The 23,022-nt window shown below is 70.1% G+C and carries 13 protein-coding genes; 6 read left to right on the forward strand and 7 right to left on the reverse strand.

Features of this window, described 5'->3' with window-relative positions; all coding sequences use genetic code 11:
* Positions 1-10: 10 nt before the first annotated feature.
* The 4 genes from ACFYWM_RS42420 to ACFYWM_RS42435 all read right to left on the reverse strand — a co-directional run bounded on the left by ACFYWM_RS42420 (position 11) and on the right by ACFYWM_RS42435 (position 9,348).
* Positions 11-601 (reverse strand): hypothetical protein, encoded by a 591-nt coding sequence (locus ACFYWM_RS42420; protein ID WP_389926834.1) that lies wholly within the window; start codon positions 599-601, stop codon positions 11-13.
* Positions 602-913: 312 nt separating this feature from the next.
* Positions 914-6,703 carry a ThuA domain-containing protein gene (locus tag ACFYWM_RS42425; RefSeq protein ID WP_389926836.1) on the reverse strand — a complete coding sequence of 1,930 codons (5,790 nt, stop codon included), beginning with the start codon at positions 6,701-6,703 and terminating at the stop codon, positions 914-916.
* Between the two features lie 150 nt (positions 6,704-6,853).
* Positions 6,854-8,143 (reverse strand): ROK family protein, encoded by a 1,290-nt coding sequence (locus tag ACFYWM_RS42430; RefSeq protein WP_389926839.1) that lies wholly within the window; start codon positions 8,141-8,143, stop codon positions 6,854-6,856.
* A 227-nt stretch (positions 8,144-8,370) separates the two neighbouring features.
* On the reverse strand, positions 8,371-9,348 hold the full coding sequence (locus tag ACFYWM_RS42435) for a carbohydrate kinase (RefSeq protein ID WP_389926841.1): 978 nt from the start codon (positions 9,346-9,348) through the stop codon (positions 8,371-8,373).
* Between the two features lie 188 nt (positions 9,349-9,536).
* Between ACFYWM_RS42435 and ACFYWM_RS42440 the strand changes: the two genes are divergently transcribed.
* From ACFYWM_RS42440 to ACFYWM_RS42455, 4 genes are all read left to right on the forward strand, one after another.
* Positions 9,537-10,559 carry a sugar ABC transporter substrate-binding protein gene (locus ACFYWM_RS42440; protein WP_389926843.1) on the forward strand — a complete coding sequence of 341 codons (1,023 nt, stop codon included), beginning with the start codon at positions 9,537-9,539 and terminating at the stop codon, positions 10,557-10,559.
* Positions 10,560-10,564: 5 nt separating this feature from the next.
* On the forward strand, positions 10,565-11,563 hold the full coding sequence (locus ACFYWM_RS42445) for an ABC transporter permease (RefSeq protein WP_389926846.1): 999 nt from the start codon (positions 10,565-10,567) through the stop codon (positions 11,561-11,563).
* 89 nt (positions 11,564-11,652) lie between these two features.
* Positions 11,653-12,453 carry an ATP-binding cassette domain-containing protein gene (locus tag ACFYWM_RS42450; protein ID WP_389926862.1) on the forward strand — a complete coding sequence of 267 codons (801 nt, stop codon included), beginning with the start codon at positions 11,653-11,655 and terminating at the stop codon, positions 12,451-12,453.
* Between the two features lie 116 nt (positions 12,454-12,569).
* Positions 12,570-13,622 (forward strand): LacI family DNA-binding transcriptional regulator, encoded by a 1,053-nt coding sequence (locus ACFYWM_RS42455; RefSeq protein WP_389926848.1) that lies wholly within the window; start codon positions 12,570-12,572, stop codon positions 13,620-13,622.
* A 158-nt stretch (positions 13,623-13,780) separates the two neighbouring features.
* Here the strand turns inward: ACFYWM_RS42455 and ACFYWM_RS42460 are convergent, their stop codons facing one another.
* The 3 genes from ACFYWM_RS42460 to ACFYWM_RS42470 all read right to left on the reverse strand — a co-directional run bounded on the left by ACFYWM_RS42460 (position 13,781) and on the right by ACFYWM_RS42470 (position 17,860).
* A complete protein-coding gene (locus ACFYWM_RS42460) occupies positions 13,781-16,534 on the reverse strand; it encodes a PEP/pyruvate-binding domain-containing protein (RefSeq protein WP_389926850.1) in 2,754 nt (917 codons plus the stop codon).
* Positions 16,503-16,991: a MarR family winged helix-turn-helix transcriptional regulator gene (locus ACFYWM_RS42465; RefSeq protein ID WP_389926853.1), complete on the reverse strand. Its 489-nt coding sequence runs from the start codon at positions 16,989-16,991 to the stop codon at positions 16,503-16,505. Before ACFYWM_RS42465 ends, ACFYWM_RS42460 begins: the two co-directional genes overlap by 32 nt.
* A gap of 383 nt (positions 16,992-17,374) precedes the next feature.
* Positions 17,375-17,860, reverse strand: a complete 486-nt coding sequence (locus ACFYWM_RS42470) for a hypothetical protein (protein ID WP_389926856.1) — start codon at positions 17,858-17,860, stop codon at positions 17,375-17,377.
* 846 nt (positions 17,861-18,706) lie between these two features.
* On the opposite strand from ACFYWM_RS42470, the gene ACFYWM_RS42475 reads away from it, so the two are divergent.
* Positions 18,707-19,879 carry an ice-binding family protein gene (locus ACFYWM_RS42475; protein ID WP_389926865.1) on the forward strand — a complete coding sequence of 391 codons (1,173 nt, stop codon included), beginning with the start codon at positions 18,707-18,709 and terminating at the stop codon, positions 19,877-19,879.
* Between the two features lie 1,718 nt (positions 19,880-21,597).
* A complete protein-coding gene (locus ACFYWM_RS42480; RefSeq protein WP_389926859.1) occupies positions 21,598-22,302 on the forward strand; it encodes a hypothetical protein in 705 nt (234 codons plus the stop codon).
* The last annotated feature ends 720 nt before the right edge of the window (positions 22,303-23,022 follow it).

Raw genomic sequence — 23,022 nt, forward strand, 5'->3', positions numbered from 1 at the left:
CCCCAGAGGGTCAGCCGGAGACGTTCCGGCGGCGTACGAGGACGACCATGATGCCGACGGCGGCCAGCGCGGCGGCGGCGATGACGCCGATCTGGAGGGGGAGGTCGTCGGAGGAGCTCTCCTGGGCGGCGCGTTCGGCCAGGGCCGTGGTGGAGGCCGGGGTGGTCGGCGCGGGGAGCACGATGTCCTGTGCCTTCACGGTGGCCGACTTGCGGGCCTCGGCGGGCTTGGTGGCGGTCACGGTGACCTTCCACTCACCGGCCGGGAGCGGCTCGGCCGCGTTGTAGAGGTTCTGGCCCTCGGGCGCCGACTTCAGCGGGATCGGGCCGAAGGTACGGCCGTCGGCCGCCTTCGCGAGCAGGGTCGCCGCGACGATGTCGGTGACCGGGCGGCCGTCCTTCCTCCAGGTGAACAGCACGTTGACGTTGCGGGCGCCGTCTCCGGCGACCTCCAGGGCGATGGGTGACTCGGGAGCGGCGGAGGCGAGTGCGGAGGCGGAGGCAGGTGCGGAGGCGGGTGCGGCGGAGGCGGCCGGGGCGCCGAGCAGCATTCCGAGCCCGGCCAGCAGGATGGCCGCGGCGTATCTCAGGGCCTTGTTCACGGGTCGTGATTCCCTTCCGGGTTCGGCGACAGCGGATTCGGCGCCGCCTGGGTCGGTGACAGCGGGTTCGGTGCCGTCCGGGGCGGTGACGGCGGGTTCGGTGCCGTCTGAGTGGGCGACGGCGGGGTCGGTGGCAGCGGGTTCGGTGCCGTCCGGGTGGGTGACGCCGGGTCCGGCGGGTGTCCGCCGGACCCGGAGCGCGGACGCGGAACGGGGTGCCCCGTGTCGTGGGGCACCCCGACCACGGATCCATCAAGGTGCCGGGCCCAGGGAAGGAGCCCGGCACCCCACGGGTCGGGGCCGTGGCCCCGCTTACACGGGCGTGCCGCCGTTGGCGACGATCAGGGCGTTGGCGTCACGCAGGAACGTGGCCTTCACCGCGGGGTTGTTGACGGTCTTCGGGTCGTTGACCGCCTCGATGAAGCGCTCGAGCTTCTTGACGATCTTCTTCTTGTCGCGCTCGCGCTCCTTGTCCTCGGACACCATGACCTTCGAGATCTTGTCCTGGAGCTTCGCGGCACCGGTGGCGGACAGCTGCCCGGCCGCCTCGAAGCGCTCGATCAGGGCGGAGATGTCGTCGGTCGAGGTGACCGTCTTGAACGTGACCGACTGCTCGTGCTTACCGCCGGACTCGGTCTCGACGGTGACGGTGAGCGTGTGCTCGCCCAGGGCCAGCTTGTGGAGCTGCTGGACGGTCCCGGTCGTGAACGGCTGGCCGTCCAGCGTGCCGGTCACGGTCTTGACGCCGGTCCCGGCGACCTCCCAGGCGATGGTGAGGTCCTGGCTGTCGCCGTACTCGGTACCGTCCGCGACACCGGAGACGAGGATGGTGGGCTCGGTGCCGCCGTCCTCGATCTTGATCGTCGCGGCCTTGGTCTCCTCGACGTTGCCGGCCTTGTCGGTGGCGCGGTAGCGCAGCTCGTGGTCGCCCGCACCGGTGACGTTGACCGTCGTGGTGTAGGGCGTCCAGTCGCCGCTGTCGAGGGCGTACTCGATCTTCTCCACGCCGGACGTCGCGTCCGCCGCGGCGAGGGTCACCGGCACCGTGCCCTGGCCGACCGGGAGGAAGTCCGCGGTCGTGACGGGCGCGGTCGCGTCGACCTTGACGGCGAGCGTCTTGGTCTCCTCGACGTTGCCCGCCTTGTCGACGGAACGGTACGCCAGGGTGTGGTTCCCGTCACCGGTGACGACCACCGGCTCCAGGTACGTGGTCCAGGCGCCGTTGTCGAGCTGGAACTCGGTCTTGTCGACACCGCTGCCCTGCGCCTCGTCGGCGCCGGTCAGCGTGACCAGGAGCAGGCTGTTGAACCATCCGTTCGCCGGCTGGGCCGGGTCCGGGGTGGCCGTGGTCACCGGAGCGGTCGAGTCGTCCGTACCGCCGCCGTTGAGGCGGAAGTAGTCGAACTTGACCGTCTTGGACGCCTGCTGCGAGGTGCCGATCGCGTACACACCGATCTTGCCGTTGCCGACCGCGGTGTTCGTCACCGCCTGCGGGAACTCGGTCCACGCGGTGCCGTCGGCGGAGTAGGAACCCTTGAAGCCGGTCCCCTCCTTCTTCAGGCGCAGGTGCCAGACGCCCTGGGTGAGCGAGCCGATCTGCGGCTGCGGGTCCAGGACGGTTCCGGCGACCTCGCTGCGCAGCTCGATCCGCCTCGACACCGCGGAGCCCGCGGCGTTGTCCATGACGAAGTCGAGCTTCACGTAGTCGTCGTCACCGGTGTAGACGATCAGGCCGCCCTGCTGGTACTGCTCGTTGAGCGCCGACCCGTCGACCTTCGTCTCCAGCGTCCAGTCACCGCTCGGCGCCGTCTGCAGGATGAAGTTCTTCGGTGCGGTGTTGCCGGTCCCGAAGATGTCGCCCGTCTGGGTGTCGATCTCCAGGTTGCCGCCGGTGACCCGGGCGGCCGAGCTGTCACCACGGACGATCGCGTTCCAGCGGCAGGTGTCGATGGAGGAGCCGTTGAACTCGTCGCTCGGCTCGGGGGTGCCCGCGGTGTCGTCGGGGGTGATGTGGAACCAGTCGAAGGACGCGTCGACCACCGGGCGGTTGCCCGTGCTCGCCAGGGCGAACAGGCCGATCCTCGGGTTGGTGATCCCGGCGAGTGCCTTGGTCTGCGGCATCGCCGTGAAGGTGGTGCCGTCCGCCGAGTAGTGGGCGGTGAGGTTGGAGCCGTCGCTCATGAACCGCACGTACACCGTGTCGGGGTAGGCGTCCCCGAGGTTGGCCGTGTTGCTGTCCGTCACCTCGTTGGGCGTGCCGTTCTCCTCCCGGATGAACTGGAAGATGCGGGCGGCGTGGTCGTTGGTACCCCGAGCCTGGAGCACCATCTTGGCGTAGTTGTTGTCGTCGCCGTACACGATCAGGCCCGCCTGCTGGTACATGTCGCGGGCGTTCAGCGTGACCTTGGTGGTGGCCGACCATGCTCCCTGCGGGACCGGCTGGAGCACGAGGTTGGTCGTGTCGCCGGGGCCGGTGCCGTAGATCTCGGTGAGCGACGTCGGGATGACGAGCTTGCCGTCCTCGACCTTGAGGTTCTGGTCCTCACGGACGACCGACCAGCGGTCCCGGTCGAGCGAGGTGCCCAGGAAGTCGTCGGAACGACCGGTGAGGCACGTGGTGCTCGGCGGGTCCACCTTGATGGAGATCGTCTTGCTCGTCGAGGCGCCCTTGGTGTCGGTCACGGTCACCGTGGCGGTGTACGTGCCGGGGGCGTTGTAGGTGTGGCTCGCGTTGGCGGTGGCCGGCTCAGGCGAGCCGTTCACGCCGAAGTTCCACTTGTAGGTGAGCGGGACGTTGTTGTCGGGGTCGGTGGCGGTCGAGGTGAAGTCGACCTTCAGCGGGGAGACACCCGTGACCGGGGTCGCCGACGCGGTCACCGTCGGGCGCTGGTTGTCGGTCGCGCCCTGGCCGATGAAGTCGACCCAGTTGAAGTTGAGCAGGTAGGCGTCGTTGGCCGCGCTCGCCGGCTTGCGCACGATGAGGAACAGCGGGCCGGTCGTCGCCGGCACGTTGTTCAGGTCGACCGTGACGTCCTTGTAGGTCTGCCAGCCGCCGGTCGGCGTGATGTCGACCGAGCCCACCAGGGTCCCGGTGTCGGCGTTGCCCGCCTTGATCTGCACGGTGCCGCCGGCGCCGCCGGAGGAGACCCGGAACCGGACCTGGGAGATGCCGCCCAGGTTGATCGGGGTATAGGACCAGAAGTCGCCGTCGGTGGTGAAGCCGATGTTCTGGGCGCCGCCCGCCGGGTCGCTGCCCGTCTCGGTCTGGACGCCGGCGGCGTCGGTGCCGGTGCCGCCCGCGACCCGGCCGGTCGAGGAGAAGTGCTCGGCCTGCTTGCGCTTGGGCTGGAGGATGATCTCCGAACGCCCGGTCAGGGACTGGCCGCCGCCCGAACCGCCCTTGTCGGCGTAGGTGGCCTCAAGGATGTAGAACAGGTTGTCGTCGATGCCGTGGCCGCTGTCGGACAGCGTCTGGATGGTGCCCTCGCAGCCCTCGTGCTGGTCGAGCGGGTGACCGTGGCTGTCGTGGCCCAGGTAAGCCTGGATCTTGACGTCGTCACAGTCGATCGTGCCGTCCTCGGCGTCGGTGACGACGATCTTGTAGTTCACCTGGTCGCCGAACTCGAAGAACGCGCCGTTCGGCGGCAGCTCGAAGGTGACCACCGGACGGGTGTTGCCCGCCGTGATCGGCAGGTTCGCCGTGCCGCTGAGGCCGTCGGCGTTGCTGACGGTCAGGACCGCGCTGTACTGCCCGGCCTCGGTGTAGGTGTGCGAGGGGTTGGCCTCGGTCGAGTCGACGGTGTCGTCGCCGTCGAAGTCCCACGCGTAGGTGATCGGCTTGCCGTCAGGGTCGCTCGACCCCTGGCTGGAGAACTGCACGGTGAGCGGGGTCGGCCCGTCGGTCTTGTCCGCGGAGATGCGGGCGACCGGCGGGCGGGTGCCCTTGGCGTACTCGATGCGGTAGATGCCCGAGTCGGCGTTGTCGCCGCCGAAGCCGGAGCCCCACTCGATCAGGTACAGCGCGCCGTCGGGACCGAACTTGATGTCCATGGGGCGCTTGAAGCTCAGGGAGCTCAGGATCTGGTTGATCTTGATCTGGGCGGTGCCGGCCTCGTTGAGCTGGAACGAGAACATCTTGTTCGTGTTCCACTCACCGAAGATCGCCTTGCCGTCCCAGTAGGCCGGCCACTTGACGGCCGACTCCAGGTCGGCGTCGTAGCGGTAGACCGGGCCCGCCATCGGCGCGCCACCGTTGAGCTCGGGGAAGGAGTTCGGGTTGGCGGAGCCGGTGTACGGGATCGCCGCGGCGATCGCCGGGGGCAGGTTGGTCAGGCCGGTGTTGTTGGGCGAGTCGTTGACCGGCGCGGCGCAGTTGTAGGCCGCTCCCGACGCCTTGGTGGCGAAGTTGTAGTCGATGTACGGGGTGTTGTCGCCCACGCAGAACGGCCAGCCGTAGTTGCCCGGCTTGCTGACCAGGTTCCACTCGACGGTGCCGCGCGGACCGCGGGTCGGGCTCGCGGCACCGGCGTCGGGCCCGTAGTCGGCCACCATGACGTGACCGGTCTTCGGGTCCAGGCCCATGCGGAACGGGTTGCGGAAGCCCATGCCGTAGATCTCGGGCTTGGTCTTCTCCGTGCCCGCGGGGAACAGGTTCCCGGCCGGAACGGTGTAGGTGCCGTCGTCCTGCGGGGTGATGCGCAGCAGCTTGCCGCTCAGGTCGTTGGTGTTGCCCGAGGTGCGCTGCGCGTCCCACGAGGAGCGGCCCGACTGCTCGTCGGTCGGCGTGTAGCCGTCCGAGGCGAACGGGTTGGTGTTGTCACCGGTGGCCAGCCACAGGTCGCCGGTCTTGTGGTCCATGAGCATGCCGCCACCGTGGTGGCAGCACTCGGCCCGCTGCACCGGCACGTCGAGGATGACCTTCTCGCTGGAGAAGTCCAGCGCGTCGCCGTCGACCGTGAACCGGCTCAGCCGGTCGACGTTCTGGCCCGTCGGCGAGTAGAAGAGGTACAGCCACTTGTTGGTGGCGAAGTCCGTGTCCAGCGCCAGGCCGAGCAGGCCGCTCTCGTTGGCGGTGAAAACGTTCAGGTGGCCGGCCGTCACGGTCGAGCCGTTGGTCTTGATGATCTTGACGTCGCCCAGGCGGTCGATGTAGAAGACACGGCCGTCCTTGGCGATGTCGGTCATCATCGGGTTGGCCGTGTTGTCGTCAAGGGTGACCTTGTCGAAGCTGCCGCTCTGCGAGGCCGAGCAGTCGGCCTTCTCGGCGCCCGCGGCGGTCTTGATCCCGCCGAGGAGCATCTTGGTGAAGTTCGGCTCGGCGAAGCTCTCCTTGGTGTGGCCGAGGCCGGTGTACCAGGAGCGTCCGCCGTCGTAGTCCTGGCACCAGGAGATCGGGTGGTCGTTGCCCTGGGTGGAGCCGGTGTAGGACTTCTGGTCCATCGACTGCAACACGTGCACGTTGTTGCGCGGGTTGGCCTGGAAGTCGTACCACTCGTCGACGCGGGTCCACGAGGTCGGCAGGTGCGAGGTCGACGGGTGGGCGAGGTCCTCGGTGACGACCTTCGCCTGCTGGGTCGCCGGGTGCGACTTGAAGTACGCGCCGACGAGCTTGCCGTACCACTCCCAGTTGTAGCCGCTGTCGGAGGCCGCGTGGATGCCGGCGAAGCCGCCGCCGCCCTGGATGTAGCGCTCGAAGGCGGCCTTCTGGTCCGGCGTGGTGACGGGGTCACCGGTCGTGGACATGAAGATGACGGCCTGGTACTGCGCCAGGTTGGCGTCGGTGAACTGGGCGCTGTCCTCGGTCGTGTCGACCGCGAAGTTGTTCTCCTGGCCGAGCTTCTGGACCGCGGCGATCCCCTCGGGGATCGAGTCGTGCCGGAAGCCGCTGGTCTTGGAGAAGACCAGGACCTTGAAGGCCGGGTCGGCGGCGTTCGCCGACGCCGCCGTGGCGGCGTTCGCGGGCGACGCCATGAGTGTGAAGACGGGAACCAGGGGCACGACGAGGGCCAGGGCCACCGTCGCCGCCGTCCGGCGTAGGGAGCGGTTTTCGGTTGTCGGCAGGATCTTCGAGAACCTGGCCCACGTTCGAGAACGTGGTGACATGGGGGGATTCCTTCCCTGACTGGGGAGTGTCAGGCAAACCCTGACTGGGGGGATGTCAGGCAAAGCGCGCGCCGCCGCACGGTGCCACTTGTTACATGAGGTTGGGTGTTGCGGTGGCTGGAGGGTGCCGCCTCCAGGTTCGTGGGGCCGTCAGATGACCGACAGCCGGGGTGGGGGATCCATGATCATGGTCGGATGATCCAGGAGCCGGTTGACCACCATGCTCGCGGCGCCCCGGGAGGCGGCGCCGAAGCCGAGATCGGAGGCGACGAACCGGCACCGGCTGGCGGAACCGGCCACGACCAGCCGTTCCAGCTCCGCCTGGGCGTGGGGCAGCAGCCATTCGGCGAGCGTGGCGAAGTAGCCGCCGACGACGATCACCCGCGGGTTGAACAGATTGGCCAGGATCGAGCCGCCGAGCCCGAGCCACCGCCCTATCTGCGCGACCGCGTCCGTCATCCTGCGGTCGCCCGCCGCCAGTCCTGTGGCGATCCTCGTCGCGTGCTCCTCGGGGCCGGACACCGGCAGGTCGGCCGGCTGGCCGGCCTGCTCGGGCATGGCCGTCCGTACCAGCGCGGCCAGTCCCACCTTGGTCTCCCAGCAGCCGTGCCGCCCGCAGCCGCAGCGGGCGCCGCCCGGGTCGACCGGCAGGTGCCCGACCTCGCCGGAGAAGCCGTCCGCGCCGCGGAGCGGCCTGCCGTCGACGAAGATGCCGCCGCCCACGCCGACGTCGCCGGTCAGGTAGACGAGGTGGGGGGTGCCGGCCGCGACGCCGGAGGTGTGCTCGGCAACGGCCGCGAGGTTGGCGTCGTTGCCCACCGACACTGGAACGCTCCACGGGCCCAATGCCGCCGACAGCCGCGCCGCCAGCGGCAGGTCGCGCCAGCCCAGGTTGGGCGCGAACGTGACGACGCCGTGCGCCACGTCGACCAGGCCGGGGACCGCCACCCCGATGCCCGCCGGGACGGCCTCGGCTCGCCTCATCTCCTCGACGGCCTCCAGGGCCATCCCGCCGAGCACGCGCAGCGCGCGGTCCGGCCCGCCGGCCATCGCGTCGAAGCCGGTCCGGTGCTCCACGAGGACCCGCCCGCCGAGGTCGGACCCGTGGACCGAGATGTGGTCGACGTTGATCTCCAAACCCAGCGCGCCGACGTGCGTGCCGTGCAGTGCCAGGGGTCGCCTGGGACGGCCGATCGCGCCGACGTGCTCCGTGTCGATCTCCCGGACCAGCCGCCGGTCGATGAGCTGAGACACCAGGTTGGAGACCGTGGCCCGGTGCAGGCCGGTCGCCTCCGCGATGTCGGCGCGGGACTGTGACGCGTGGTCACGGAGATGGCGCAGGATCAGCGAGAGATTCGTCTGGCGCATCATCGGGGAGCTGCTCGGGAGGGCGGTGCGGGCGGCGTACGTGACGTTGTGGTCCTGTGTCACGAGAGTCACCGCCTTTCGTTTATCTCAGCAATCAACTATTGGGGTTTGTAACATGCGCATGTCCGGTGTGCACCTTTTTGAGAGGTAACAAGTTGACATCTTCAAATAAGTGCAGGTAGATGAGGTCGACCGTCTGTTGCCGGGTTGTTACGTTCATGCCGCCCGCCCTCTGGGTGGGCGCGCGAGCCTCGCGGGACCTCCGGGCCGGAGCGCGTCGTCGTCGCGGGGTCTCCGGGTCAGAGCGCGTCGTCGGCGACGACGAGGCGGGGAGAGTCGCTTCCGGCCGATGAGCGCGCCCACGGGGGGTTGGCCCCGGCCACCGAGCAGGTGAGCGAGGCGACCCGGGCGGCGAAGGTCGCGGCGTCCACCGCGAGGTCGATGCCGAGGCGGTCGAGCCGCCCGCCGAGCAGGCCGGAGGCGTGCAGCCGGTGCAGGAGCCCGGCGGTGAAGGAGTCTCCGGCGCCGACGGTGTCGACGACCGTCGTGGGCGGGGCCGGCACCGTGGCGCGCTCGCCGGCGACGGAGACGAGCGCGCCCCGCGGGCCGCGGGTCACCACGACCAGGCGCACCCCGGCCTCGTGCCAGGTGTCGCAGACCCGCTCGTCCGGCTCGCCGGGGTGGATGTGCTCCAGGTCGTCGTCGCTCAGCTTGACCATGTCGGCCGTCGCGCACCACCGGGGCATCCGCTCCCGGTAGACGGCCGGGTCGACGAGCGCGGTCCGCACGTTGGGGTCGATCGAGATCGTGGCGCGGGCGGCGGTCGCGGCCAGCGCCTCCTCGACGACCTCCGCGCCCGGCGCGCGTACCAGGGCGAGCGAACCGGTGTGCAGGCAGGAGACGTCGCCGATCCGCTCGCCGGTCAGCTCCGCCGCGCTCCACGCCCAGTCGGCGGCACCGTCGGCGTGGAAGGAGTAGCGGGCCTGCCCCGCCCCGTCCAGGGTGGCCACCGCCAGGGTGCTCGGCTCGGTGGCGTCGACGCAGCCGGTCAGGTCGACCCCCGAGGCGCCGAGGTGCGCGCGGAACAGGGCGCCGAAGGAGTCACCCGACAGGCGGCCCAGGAAGCGGGCGGGAGTGCCGAGGCGGGCCAGGGCCACCGCGGTGTTCGCCGGGCCGCCGCCGGGCAGGACGCGCAGGGTGAGGTCGTTCTCCGAGCCGTCGGCGGCGAACGCGTCGGCGACGCACTCGCCGAGCACGGCGACCTGGGTGGAGGGCATGGCCCCTGCCTTTCCTGGAGACGCGTTCGCCGGCCGTCGCGCCGGCCGCTTCGATGACGTTGCCGACTCATTACAGCAGGAGGGCATTGACGTTTTCCGCGAGGGAGTTCATCATCCTTGGAAATGGATGTCAACGTTGACATATGTCAACGTTGACATGTGCCCGCCCATGGACCGGGGAGTATTCGATGTCGACTGGCACTCGCGCCGCCGCGCTCGCGGCCTGCGCAGCCGTGGTCATGACCGGCCTGACCGGTTGCGGTGGAGACGGCACGTCCCCGGCGGGGAGCTCCGCCGGGACGGGCGGGAACGCCGCGGTGAAGGTGGGGCTGATCACCAAGACCGAGACCAACCCCTTCTTCGTCAAGATGAAGGAGGGGGCCCAGGCGGCGGCGAAGGCGGAGGGAGCCGAGCTGCTGAGCGCCGCGGGCAAGTTCGACGGCGACAACGCCGGTCAGATCACGGCGATCGAGAACATGGTCGCGGCCGGGGTGAAGGGCATCCTGATCACGCCGAGCGACTCCAAGGCGATCGTGCCCGCGCTGCAGAAGGCACGCTCGGCCGGGGTGATGGTCGTCGCCCTCGACAGCCCCACCGAGCCGCAGGACGCCACCGACGCGCTGTTCGCGACCGACAACTTCAAGGCCGGGGAGCTGATCGGGCAGTACGCCAGGGCCGCGATGGCCGGCAAGCCCGCGAAGATCGCGACGCTGGACCTGGCCCCGGGGGTGGCGGTCGGGCGGTTGCGCCACGACGGCTTCCTGAAGGGGTACGGCATCGCGGAGGGCGACCCGTCGGTGGTCTGCTCCCAGGACACCGCCGGTGACCAGTCCAAGGGACAGACGGCGATGGAGAACTGCCTGCAGAAGGCGCCGGACGTCAACGTCGTGTACACGATCAACGAGCCGGCCGCGCTGGGGGCGTACACCGCGCTGAAGGCCAAGGGGCGGGAGAAGGACGTGCTGATCGTCTCGGTCGACGGCGGCTGCACCGGCACCAAGGCGGTTCAGTCGGGCCAGATCGCGGCGACCTCGCAGCAGTACCCGCTGAAGATGGCCGAGCAGGGCGTGAAGGCGGTGGTCGCGTTCGGCAAGGGCGGCGCCAAGGCGTCCGGCTACACCGACACCGGCGTCACCCTGATCACGGACAGGCCCGCGAGCGGCGTGGAGGCCGAGGACACCGCGTTCGGCCTGCAGAACTGCTGGGGCTGAGGGCCGTGACCGTCACCGAGACGCCCGCGGCGGCCCCGCCGGCCGAACCCTCCCCGGTCCGCAGGCTGCTCACCACCCCGACCGTGGGCCCGCTCGCCGCGCTCCTGCTCGCCTGCGTCTTCTTCTCGTTCAACAGCGAGCAGTTCCTCAGCGGCGGCAACTTCTCGCTGGTCATCCAGCAGGTGATGGTGGTCGGCACGCTCGCCATCGGCCAGACCCTGATCATCCTCACCGCCGGGATCGACCTGTCCAACGGCGCGATCATGGCCTTCGGCGGCATCGTGATGGCGAAGCTGGCCGTGGAGGGCGGCGTGCCGCCGCTGCTCGCGATCGCGGCCGGCCTCCTGGTCTGCGCCGCGTTCGGCGCGCTCAACGGCCTCCTGGTGACGGTCGTCCCGCTGCCCCCGTTCATCGTGACGCTGGGCATGCTCAACATCGCCTTCGCCCTCACGCACATCTACTCACAGGACCAGACCGTCACCGGCCTGCCCCCGGAGATGACGTTCCTCGGCCAGACCTTCCAGATCGGCGGCACCGGCGTCACCTACGGCTCGGTGCTGACCATCGCGCTCTTCCTGGTCTTCGCGTACGCGCTCGGCCAGACCGCGTGGGGGCGGCACGTGTACGCGCTGGGCAACAGCCCCGAGGTCGCCCGGCTCACCGGCATCCGCACCGGCCGCCTGACCGTCGGCGTCTACACCGTGGCCGGTCTCGTGTACGGGATCGCCGCCCTGCTCCTGGTCTCCCGGACAGGGGTCGGCGACCCGCAGGCCGGGCAGACCGACAACCTCGACAGCATCACCGCCGTGGTGCTCGGCGGCACCAGCCTGTTCGGCGGCCGGGGCCTGGTCGTCGGTACCCTGATCGGTGCCCTGATCGTCGGCGTCTTCCGCAACGGCCTGCAGCTCATGGGCGTGCCGTCCATCTACCAGACCCTGATCACCGGCGTGCTCGTCATCCTGGCGGTCACCGTGGACCAGCTGTCCAGAAGGAGGAACCGATGAGCGGCGACCCGACGGACGGCGGCCCGGCGAACGGCGTTCCCGCGAGCGGTGTTCCTGGGAACGACGCGCCGGAGAGCGTCGTACCTGCCATGCGGGCGCGTGGACTGGTCAAGCGCTACGGGCACGTGGTCGCCCTGGACGGCGTCGACTTCGACCTGATGCCCGGCGAGGTGCTCGCCGTCATCGGCGACAACGGCGCCGGGAAGTCGAGCCTCATCAAGGCCCTGACCGGCGCCCTCCAGCCGGACCAGGGCGAGATCATGCTCGCGGGCAGGCCCGTGCGCTTCCGCGACCCGCTGGAGGCGAGGCGGCACGGCATCGAGACCGTCTACCAGGACCTCGCGGTCGCCGCCTCGATGGACATCGCCGGCAACATGTTCCTCGGACGCGAGGTGCGCCGGCCGGGGCCGCTCGGCACGATCTTCCGGATGCTCGACAAGAAGCGCATGCGCGAGGAGTCGGCCCGGCACATGGCCGACCTCAAGATCGGTCTGCGCTCGCTCACGCAGCCGGTCGAGTCGCTGTCCGGCGGCCAGCGGCAGGGGGTGGCCGTGGCCCGCGCGGTCGCCTGGGCCCGCCAGGTGGTGGTGATGGACGAGCCCACCGCCGCGCTGGGGGTGAAGGAGTCCGGGCAGGTGCTCGACATGATCCGCCGGGTCCGTGACCGCGGCCTGCCGGTGGTCCTGATCAGCCACAACATGCCGCACGTCTTCGAGATCGCCGACCGGATCCACGTACAGCGGCTCGGGCGCAGGGTCGCGCAGATCAGGCCGGACGACTACAGCATGGCCGAGGTCGTCGCGATCATGACCGGGGCGCTGCGGGTCGACGCGGGCAGGGGCGCGGTCGTCACGGACGAGGAGGCGGCACGGGCCATCGGTCTCTCCTGACGGCCGGGGAAGCCAGGAGAGAGGGGCCGGACACGGAGCGCAGCGGACACCCTCTAGCCTGTTTGCGACCTAGCCTGTTTGCGACGCCGCGCCCCCGACGAGAAGAACGGTGACCCATGTCCAAGGTTCGCCGCGCCACCATGACAGACGTGGCCCGGGAGGTCGGTGTCACGGCGAAGACCGTCTCACGGGTGGTCAACGACGACGGCCCGGTGGCCAGGGAGACCCGCGAGCGCATCCTGGAGGCGATGGGAAGGCTCGGCTTCCAGCCCAACCTCATGGCCAGGAACATGCGCGTGGGCGCCCGCGACTCCACGGTCGGGCTGGTCATCCCCGACATGGGCAACCCGTTCTTCGGTACGGTCGCGGGCGGCCTGGAGAACGAGGTGCGGGCCCGGGGCCTCACCCTGATCGTCGGCTCCTCCGACGAGACCGCCGAACGGGAACGCGCGCTGATCTCCACCCTCCTGGCCCGGAGGGTCACCGCGCTCATCGTGGTGCCCTCCGCCGGAGGCGACCACCGTCACCTGCGGGCGGAGCGGGCCGCCGGGCTGCCCCTGGTCTTCCTGGACCGCCCGGCCGCGGGCCTGGCCGCCGACTCCGTCGTCAGCTCCAACCGCGAGGGCGCCCGTACGGGGGTGGCGCACATGATCGCCCACGGGCACCGGAGGATCGCCTTCGTCGGCGACCTGCCCGCGCTCTACACCCGCAAGGAGAGGTTCCAGGGCTACCGCGACGCGCTGGCCGAGGCCGGGATCGGCTTCGACCGGGCCCTGGTGGAGATCGGGCACGACCACGAGGCCGCGGCGGCGGCCGTCACCAGGCTGGTCGGCGGCGAGAACCCGGCGACGGCGGTCTTCGCCGCCAACAACTTCGCCGCGACCGGCGTCATCCTGGGCCTGGCCCGGCTCGGTCGCAGGGACGTGGCCATGGTCGGCTTCGACGACCTGCCCCTCGCCGAGGTGCTGAAGCCCGCCCTGACCGTGGTGGCCCAGGATCCCGTCGCCATCGGCCGGGCCGCGGCCAGGCTGCTGACGGCCCGGCTGGACGGCGAGCGCTCCAGGGCCCGGACGGTCGTCATCCCCACCCGCCTGATCGTCCGCGGCTCCGGGGAGATCCCCCCTCCGGCCGTGCCCGGCTCCCGGCACACGGTCCCGGCACCCGCCTGAACGCCCGGCCCTCGCGGGCCGCGCGGTCCCGGCGCCCGTCTGAGCACTATCCGTCTGAGTGCCACCCGTCTGAGTGCCACCCGTCTGAGCGCTCGGCTCCCGCTGCGCGGTTCCGGCACCGGTCTGGGCACCCGGCCCTCGCGGGCCACCGCCTCCACTCAGACGGAAGCGGAAGTGGGGGCGAGGACGGCGCCGGAGGTGCCGTCGACGGTGATCTCCTGGCCGGTGACGATGTGCTCGGTCGCCCTGTTCACGCCCACCACGGCCGGGATCCCGTACTCGCGGGCCACCACGGCGCCGTGGGAGTTGGCGCCGCCCATCTCCATCACCAGGCCCCCCGCCGTGAGGAACAGCGGCGTCCAGCCGGGGTCGGTGGAGGGGCAGACCAGGATCTCCCCGGGCTCCAGGTGCGCGCCGACCGGGTCGAGGACGACCCTGGCGACGCCGGTGACGGTGCCCGCCGAGGCCGGGGTGCCGACCAGCGCCCCGTCCACCGGCGCCCGTACGGCGACGGCCTCCGGCTCGGTGCCGTCCGACAGCAGGACGCGGGGCACGTGCCTGCGGCGCAGCTCGCGGTCGGCCTCCTCGCGCCGCCGCGCCACGAGATCCGCCAGTTCGGGTGCGGGGGCCGGGGACTCCTGGGTGCCGACGGCCGCCCTGGCCTCGCGGAAGGTGAGGAAGAAGACGTCGTCGGCACGGGACAGCACCCCGCGCGCCGCCAGCTCGGCGCCGACGGCCAGCAACTCGGCCCGCATCGAGGCCAGCGCGGTCACCATGGCGTACTTGGGCATCTCGCGCAGGCCCGCCAGCGCCCTGGTCCTGCCGAGCGCGAAGCGGACGAACCGCCCGCGAAGACCCCCGGCGCGCCGGCTCAAGGTCTTGATCATGAGGGCGGCGTCGGCGGCGCCCCTGGCGAACAGGGCGTCGGGGGCCAGGGCCGGATCCTCCAGCCGCAGGTAGTTGGCGAGGACGCCGATGATGTGAGTCGGATCCTCCGACCAGCGCGGCAGCCCGAGGTCGATCTCGGCGACCGCCCTGACGCCGTAGACGGACAGGAAGCCCGCCAGGCCCTCCCGCACCACGCCGGGAAGCGATCCGGCGCGGAAGCGCTCGGCCAGCTCGGCGGCGGGGGTGCCCAGCAGCAGGGAGGTGGCCTCGCGGTCCTCGCGGACGCGGGTGGCCAGCCCCCACAGCGCCAGGTCCATCTCGGTGGTCACGTTGTGCGGGAGCCCGCGCAGGACCGTCTGCAGCTCGCCGGGCCTGGCCCGCTCGCCCAGCGCCTTCGCGGCCAGGCCGAGCATCGCGAACCCGGCGGCCGCGGCCGGGGCGATGGTCGGCAGCAGCGGGAGGATCTGGCGGCTCAGCACCCGCTCGACGTGGTCGAGGCGCTGGGCAGGGGTGGCGTTCGCGGGCGCCGCCAGCTCCCTCCGGAGGCGCGCGTCCAGCAGTTCCACGTCCCGGTGCGCCGACGCGGGGTCGATCAGGGCCCGTACGGCACGCCGGGGAACGCGGAAGCGGGACGCGATCCTGACCGCCCGGCGCAGGGGCGGGCGGAGCGAGGGCTGGGTGACGCCGAACCGGGGATCGTCGAGCAGGCCGCGCAGCACCTTCGCCGACCGGGCCTCCATCATGTCCAGCACCTTCGGGAAGGCCACCCGGCCCACCCTGCCGCGCATCAGGCCGGTGATGTCGAAGAACAGCCGCCCGCCCGACTCCGCGATGACGGGGGCCCCTGCCACCGGGTCGGCCACCGGTATCCCCAGGACCCCGAACGCCGACGACGACAGCAGCCTGAAGGCCGACATGCCCATGGGAGTGATCGGCCGGTAGAGGCCCTGGGCCAGGCTGAAGCAAAAGTAGATCCGCGTGCCTTGGAGGTCGAGGTCCCGGGATCGCGCGTCCGGGGTGCCGGTTCCCCCCGCGACGGGCGACGGCTCCGCGTGGTGGGGGATCGGGTAGAGCGTGGTGACGGGCCGCGACTGGGTCAGCCAGAGGACGCCGCCGGAGTCGATCGCCCACTCGGTGTCCTGGGGCGCCCCGTAGTGCCGCTCGACCCGGTCGCCGAGCTCGGCCAGCGCCACCAGCTGCGCGTCGGTGACGCAGGCGTTCTCCGTGGGGTCCGTGGAGGTCGCGGGCCTCGCGGGTGCCTCGACGTGCTCGACGCCGCCGCCCGCCAGCGACCGTACGGCCAGCCGCTTGTCGCCGAGGCGGCGCTCGGTGATCCGGCCGGTGGCGGTGTCGACCACGAAGTGATCGGGGTTGACCGCGCCGGAGACCACGGCCTCGCCGAGACCGGGACTGGCGTCGATCACCGCCTCGCGCCGCCGCCCGGTGACCGGGTTGGCGGTGAACATCACCCCGGCCACCTCCGACTGGACCATCTCCTGGACGACCACCGCCAGGCGCACCGCGTCGTGGTCGATGCCGTTCGCGGTCCGGTAGGCGACGGCCCGGTCGGTCCACAGCGAGGCCCAGCACCGCCGGACCGCGTCCAGCACGGCGTCGGCGCCGACCACGTTGAGGTAGGTGTCCTGCTGTCCGGCGAAGCTGGCGTGCGGCAGGTCCTCGGCGGTCGCGGAGGAACGGACCGCGACGGGACCGCTCGCGCTGTTCCGTACGGCGCTCGCGATGTCGTCGGGGACCGGCGCGGCGAGCACGAGCTCGCGGGCCTTCCCGGCCAGCGCGTTCAGGGCGGGGACGTCCCCGGCGGCCGTCGTGGCGAGCGCCGCGAGCACCTCCTCCAGCCCGGCTCGCTCGGTGACCCTGCGGTAGGCCTCGGTGGTGAGGCACAGGCCGGGGGGAACGGGGAACCCGGCGGTGGTGAGCACGCCGAGATTGGCGGCCTTACCGCCGACCAGGGGCAGCGTCTCCGCCCCGATGTCATCGAATCTCAGGATGAGCGGCTTGGGCATGGGTGCGTCGTCTCCTTGCGGCTTCGCCGAGAAGCGTCATGGCCCGGGTCACGAGCTCGCTTTCCTCGGCGGTGAGATGGGCCATGACTTCGAGCTGGGCGTTGGCCCGGACGCGCTCGAACGTGCGGAGGAAGTCCGTCCCGGCCGGGGTGAGGGCGATCCGCCGCACCCGCCGGTCGCCGGCGTCCTCCCGGCGCTCGGCCAGCCCTCGCCGTACGAGCTGATCGACGAGACGGCTGGTGGCCGAGACGGACCGGCTGATCCGCTCGGCGAGTTCGCGGAGTGTCGGGACGGCCGGTTCGTCGAGGGTGTAGAGCGTGGCGATCTGGATCATGGAGGGCTCGTCGCCCTCGAACCCGCTCAGCAGGTGGAGCAGCAGGCCGGGGATCAGTGCCCGCCGGAAGTCGCCGATGTCCTCGGCCAGCCGGTCGAGCTCCGTGCCGTCCACGGGGTCCATCGGACAACTCCTTGCATAACTGCAACTAATGCGTCACCGCAAGGTTAAGCCGGAGCGGTCATGAAGTCAACAAGTGATGAAATTGCCGGACGGATAGATCGCTGTGTCTTGCGAGCGCCCGATTCACGAGGGAGAGGGGGGCCTGGTCGCGGTGGGCGCGGGCCCTTCGCGGAGCCACTACCCGGCCTGGGCGTGGTGGGGTACATGGCTGTGAACGCGGTGCCGAGCGTAGCGCCGGACACCCGAACGCCCGGACGTCTGGGTGAGGGGACGGGCGCAGCACGAAGCCGGCCCCCAGGGGAGCCGGCCGGGTTCGAGCGTGAGAGACCGATCGGGTCGGGATCAGGTCTGTGTTCGGTAAGGGGTTGGGGGGCGGGGCGGGATCAGAAGGCGTCGCCCCAGCGGCCGCAGTCGTCGAACTTGTCCGTGCCCTCGCAGACACGGATCTTGAAGTCGTCGAAGCCGTTGCTCTTCTTGAAGCCGCCGAAGTGGTCGATGTCGCCGTGGCCGCGGGTCTTGAAGACCTTGGTGTGGAAGCCGAAGCGGTCGTGCCACTTGAACCACACGTAGCTGGGGGAGCGGTCGCGGTCACGGTCGACCAGGTCGCCGTAGAACCAGTAGCGGCCGTTGTCCTTGGTCCAGTAGCCCTTGAAGTAGGAACGGTGACCGAAGTCCTCGCCGCGGCCGAACCCGGAGTAGTAGGGGCCGAAGAAGTGCTTGCCGGAGGTCTGGGCCTGCTGCGTGGCGACCGTGGCCGAGGTTCCGGTGGCGCTTCCGGTGGAGGCGGAGGCGGCGGGGGCGGTGGCCACACCGGCCAGCAGGGAGGCGGCCAGGGCGGCTCCGGCGAGAAGGGCACGCGTCGTGCTCATCGTCATGCTCCTGTGCGGTGGTGAAGGGGTGTTGCCGTTCGGACACCACGAACACTAGAAACCGGCAAGACTTCCTTCTGCGCAGGAATGCACACTCACCCCCCAACATGCACTATTACGGATTTACGCCTTTCCGTACTGGATGGCCTCGTGACTGGACGGCTCGTGACTTGACGGCCTCGTGCGACCACTCCGCGCGACGTGTCGGCAGGGCCTGGCGTCGGCGCCACGGCCGTCAGGATCCGGCTCGGGCTCCGCGTCCTGTTCTCCCTCGCTCGACCTGGCTGTTCGCACTTTCCGTGGAGCCCTTCCGGGATCGACTCCTGCTCGTCCCGTGGAAAACGGGCTTCGACCACGGTCCGCCCGGCATCGGTGAGATCGCCACGCGCCGCACCTCACGCCCTCCCGGAACCGGGTCGCAGCGCGCGGGCGGAATCACACCCCGATGATCCGGGCCTCGAACAGGCCCTGGTCGTGATGCCTCCTCGCCTCTCCGCGCACTGCCATGTGCGCCGTAAGTGGCAACTCGGCGGCCATTTCCACCTCGTGAGGATATTGGTTCGTTCACAGTGAAATGTCGAGAAGTGAAGGTTGTTCGGCGCTTGAACGACTAAAGGTGCCGTTGGATTGTGTGACAGTTTCGTCTTTTCTCTATGAATGGCGCCAAGTCTCTGTCTCCCGCATGTCGGATGACGAGGAACCAAAATACCGGTTAGTAAGGTCGGAGGATATGGCGCGTCATGGACAGTGCGCCCGAACTGAGTCGTACCAAAGGAAAAGGGCAGTTTGATGACAGATGCCGGTCGCCCTCGCCTCGTACCGCGAAACATCGCCGGCTCCTTGCGGGTGTGGGTCGTCGCGGTCCTGATCGCGACAGGAGGTGCCGCCGCGACACCGTGTGCCGCGAACGTTCTGGCGGAACCGGTCGCGCTGGGCACGGCCGCCAATTTCGCGGTACTGGGCGGGGCCTCCGTCACGAACACCGGGCCCACCGTCGTCACCGGAGATCTGGGGACCAGCCCGGGCGCCACGGTGACCGGCTTCCCGCCCGGCACGCTGATCGGAACCCTCCATGTCGCCGACACCGCCGCCGCCCAGGCTCAGGCCGATCAGCTCGCCGCCTACAACGACGCCGCCTCCCGTACTCCTGACGCCACCATCCCGACGCAGCTCGGTGGAACCACCGTGACCCCCGGCGTCTACAACTCCGCCGCGGGCACATTCCAGATCACGGGAAACGTGACGCTCGACGCGCAGGGCGACCCCGACGCGGTCTTCATCTTCCAGGCCGCCTCCACCCTCATCACCGCGGCCGCCAGCACGGTCACCCTCGCCGGGGGAGCGCAGGCGTGCAACGTCTTCTGGCAGGTGGGCAGCTCGTCCACTCTGGGGGCCAACACCGACTTCGCCGGCGACATCCTCGCGCTGACCTCGATCACCGTGGGCGCCGGCGCGACCGTGGACGGTCGAACCCTGGCGCACAACGGCACCGTCACGCTGGACACGAACACCATCACCCTGTCCGCCTGCGCGGGTCCTCCCGACAGGTCCACCACCACCACGGTGAACTCGTCGTGCGCCATCAGCCAGCAAAGCCCGATCACCTTCACCGCGACGGTGAGATCTCCGAGCGGAACCGTCCCCACCGGCCCGGTCGAGTTCTTCAGTGACGGAGTGAGCCTGGGCACGGCCCAGCTCGACGGCACGGGTCACGCCGAGTTGACCGTCGCCCCCCTTCCCGAAGGCGTGCATGAGATCGTTGCCGTCTTCCCCGGCACGGCCGAACTGGACGGCAGCACATCACCGATCTTCGTCCAGGCCGTCGACTCCCAGGGCTTCTGCCTGATAGAGGAATGCGGGCCAACGTGTGGCGGTGCGCCCCAAGCCGAAGTGCCGCCCACGACAGCGGAGCGCATGGCCTGCCCGCCGCGCCGGTCCTCCGCGAACGTAAGGCCGCCGACGAGCCCCTCAGGGTTTCCCGCCTTCACCCGCATAACGCGCCAAACGCGCCCACTGTGAATTCAACGACTCACAGGTCGAAGATCGCAACATAAAGTCCTTGCGTATGTGAATACGGGCCTTGGCGTACCGCTCTCCGCCGCTTTTCTGTCGTCGCATTGTTGTGAATTTACGGTTCGGCTGCCAGGTCAACGTGTTCTGGAGCATTTATCGGGTATCCCGTGATCACTGCCCATGCGTCATAGAGGCTACCCTCGAGACCCTGAACGACACGGAATGATATGAATTCCAGCAATAGCAGACATGTGGCGATCTCACGGCTCGGCAGGCGTGCCCGAAACCGGGGTGTCACGATGGCTCTCGTTGGCGTTTTTTCATTTGTGTCATTTCAGGCGAATGCAAGCGTGCTCAAGGAAAAACTGGCAGGCATTCACCTGATCGCACAAGTCAAGGAGGGCGCGCCGGCCTCGACATGCCCTCCTGTCGCCGCCTCCCGAAAGCCACACGTCCATGCGAGAGGTCATTGCCGGAAGAGGTGCTGCAGGCCATGTGGGTGCAAGGACAAGATTTGCGTATGCCTGCGCGGCCCCCGCGGATCGAAAGGCAAGAAAGGACCCAAAGGCGCAACGGGCCGAACCGGCCTGCACGGCCCCCGAGGCCCAGAAGGTCCCACAGGTGAGACTGGCATGCCAGGACCCACCGGCCCAGAAGGACCAGCAGGGACGACGGGCGCGACGGGCGCGACAGGTTCTGCGGGTCCGCAAGGGGAGGTCGGTCCGGCAGGACCTGCGGGAGCGACGGGCGCGGCAGGTCCGGCAGGTCCGGCGGGTGTACAGGGGGAGGTTGGTCCGGTGGGTGCGACGGGCGCGACAGGTCCGGCAGGTCCGGTTGGTCCGGTGGGTCCGGTGGGCGCGACAGGTTTGGTGGGTTCGGTGGGTGCGACGGGGGCGGTAGGGCCTGCGGGTCCGCAAGGGGAGGTCGGTCCGGTAGGTCCGGTAGGTCCGGCGGGTGTACAGGGGGAGGTTGGTCCGGTGGGTCCGGTGGGCGCGACAGGTTTGGTGGGTTCGGTGGGTGCGACGGGGGCGGTAGGGCCTGCGGGTCCGCAAGGGGAGGTCGGTCCGGTAGGTCCGGTAGGTCCGGCGGGTGTACAGGGGGAGGTTGGTCCGGTGGGTCCGGTGGGCGCGACAGGTTTGGTGGGTTCGGTGGGTGCGACGGGGGCGGTAGGGCCTGCGGGTCCACAGGGGGAGGTCGGTCCGACGGGTGCGACAGGTCCGGTGGGTGCGACGGGCGCGGTAGGGCCTGCGGGTCCACAAGGAGAGGTTGGTCCGGCAGGTCCGGCAGGTGCGACGGGGCTTGCGGGTCCGCAGGGGGAGGTCGGTCCGGCAGGTCCGGCGGGTCCGGTGGGCGCGACCGGTCCGGCGGGTCCGACAGGTCCGGCGGGTGTACAGGGGGAGGTCGGTCCGGTGGGTCCGGTAGGTCCGGCGGGTCCGGTAGGTCCGGCGGGTGTACAGGGGGAGGTCGGTCCGACGGGTGCGGCAGGTCCGGTCGGTGCGACGGGTGCGGCAGGTCCGGTGGGTGCGACGGGGCCTGCGGGTGTACAGGGGGAGGTCGGTCCGGCTGGACCGGTTGGTCCGGTGGGCGCGACAGGCGCGATAGGGCCTGCGGGGTTGCAAGGGGAAATCGGCCCGGTAGGGCCTGCGGGCCTGCAAGGGGAGGTTGGCCCGGCAGGTCCGGTGGGTGCAACAGGTGCGACAGGTGCGACAGGTGCGACAGGGCCGGTGGGTCTGCAGGGGGAGACAGGACTTCAGGGACCTCCGGGAGCGACCATCTGCTGCACCGACAGGTGGGGCGTCATCGGACGCGAATCAGATGGCGGGCCGAGCGCCGTTTACCGTATTGGCCCGTACGAGCGAGATCCTGCCAGCAGTTCCTCGGCCACCGAACCGCCTCCCTATGGCGTCGGCAGCCTGGGAATCATCGTTGGCGACAGCCCGGATAGGATCACCTTCGGCAACGAGACGGACTTCGCGGAGTTGTCGATCAGTGATCTCACGATTCTGAGGTACTGGGCGTTCGCAGGCACCAACTCTCCGGCCGAGGTCTCCGTGCCGGGGCTGAGCATAGAGATCGATCCCAATGTGGGTTCGGCGAACTACGCGACCCTGATCTATCTGCCCGACAGCTCTACCGCTCCATCGGCTCCCGGCTCCCAGTTGCCCAACACCTGGCAGCAGTACGACGCCAGCGCGGCCGGCAGCCAGTGGTACGCCACCGGGGTGACGGGCAGCTTGATCAACTGCACTCTGGCTTCCCCGTGTTCGTTCGATGAACTCAAGGCCGCGCTGCCGGATGCGGTGATCACGCTGAGTCTCGGGTTCAGCATGGACACCGCCTTCATCGGCGCGATCGACGGACTGCAGGTGAACAACACGGTCTATGACTTCGGACCTCTTGGAACACGGAAGCTGGCGGTGACGCCCTAGGTGTACTCAACCTTTGTGGTCGGTACACCTTGGGTCTGTCCATGGGGCGGATCGTCGGGACGTGGATCCGTCCGAGTGGTGCGGTCCGGCCTCGACGGGGCACGGCAGTTGCTGCGCGATGATCTCGTCGATGAGCGCGGGCCATGATCGAAGCCTGTTCTCCGCCGGGCAAGCAACGGCCGGTCCCGGTAGAGCTTCACGAAAGTCGCGGGAGAGCTCCACGAAAGGAGCAAACGGCCCGGCCGGGCGAGAGGCTCAGACCGAACGCCGAACGCCGAACGCCGAACGCCGACGGCTGCGGCGCCGACGGCTGCGGCGCCGACGCCGAGCCCGGTTGGAGGCGGCCGACCCGGGCCGTTCGTGGTCAGGCTGACCGGCGAGGTTCACCTGTCCGCCGGCCGCCGTCCTTCCCTCTCGCCCCCGGACGGGCCGCGACACCATCGGGTGCCGCATCATCCGGACCAAAGAGTGGCGTGAGCTTGCCTTCCGCTCAGACGGGTTCCCGGAAAACCTCCTGGCCAGATTCCCGGAAAGCCATCCGGCCGGGTTTCACCTGCGAGGCGCCCTTTCGGGAAAGGACGCGAAGTCTCCGGCCCGTCTGAGGACCCGAACTCAGGACACCGTCCTAGGGCCTGTACGGGGTTGAGATCAGAAGGATTCGTATGCGCGGTGCTCTGCCGTGCTGGTAGGCCATCACCATGGCGCGTGGAGACCTCACCG

The organism is Streptosporangium sp. NPDC002721 (assembly GCF_042888905.1).
Lineage (GTDB): Bacteria > Actinomycetota > Actinomycetes > Streptosporangiales > Streptosporangiaceae > Streptosporangium.

What these genes read in the sequence shown, in the direction of transcription:
- ACFYWM_RS42425 (WP_389926836.1), bottom strand. Translation starts at nt 6,703, where the DNA reads ATGTCACCACGTTCTCGAACGTGGGCCAGGTTCTCGAAGATCCTGCCG.
- ACFYWM_RS42435 (WP_389926841.1), bottom strand. Translation starts at nt 9,348, where the DNA reads ATGCCCTCCACCCAGGTCGCCGTGCTCGGCGAGTGCGTCGCCGACGCG.
- ACFYWM_RS42440 (WP_389926843.1), top strand. Translation starts at nt 9,537, where the DNA reads ATGTCGACTGGCACTCGCGCCGCCGCGCTCGCGGCCTGCGCAGCCGTG.
- ACFYWM_RS42450 (WP_389926862.1), top strand. Translation starts at nt 11,653, where the DNA reads ATGCGGGCGCGTGGACTGGTCAAGCGCTACGGGCACGTGGTCGCCCTG.
- ACFYWM_RS42455 (WP_389926848.1), top strand. Translation starts at nt 12,570, where the DNA reads ATGTCCAAGGTTCGCCGCGCCACCATGACAGACGTGGCCCGGGAGGTC.
- ACFYWM_RS42460 (WP_389926850.1), bottom strand. Translation starts at nt 16,534, where the DNA reads ATGCCCAAGCCGCTCATCCTGAGATTCGATGACATCGGGGCGGAGACG.
- ACFYWM_RS42465 (WP_389926853.1), bottom strand. Translation starts at nt 16,991, where the DNA reads ATGGACCCCGTGGACGGCACGGAGCTCGACCGGCTGGCCGAGGACATC.
- ACFYWM_RS42470 (WP_389926856.1), bottom strand. Translation starts at nt 17,860, where the DNA reads ATGAGCACGACGCGTGCCCTTCTCGCCGGAGCCGCCCTGGCCGCCTCC.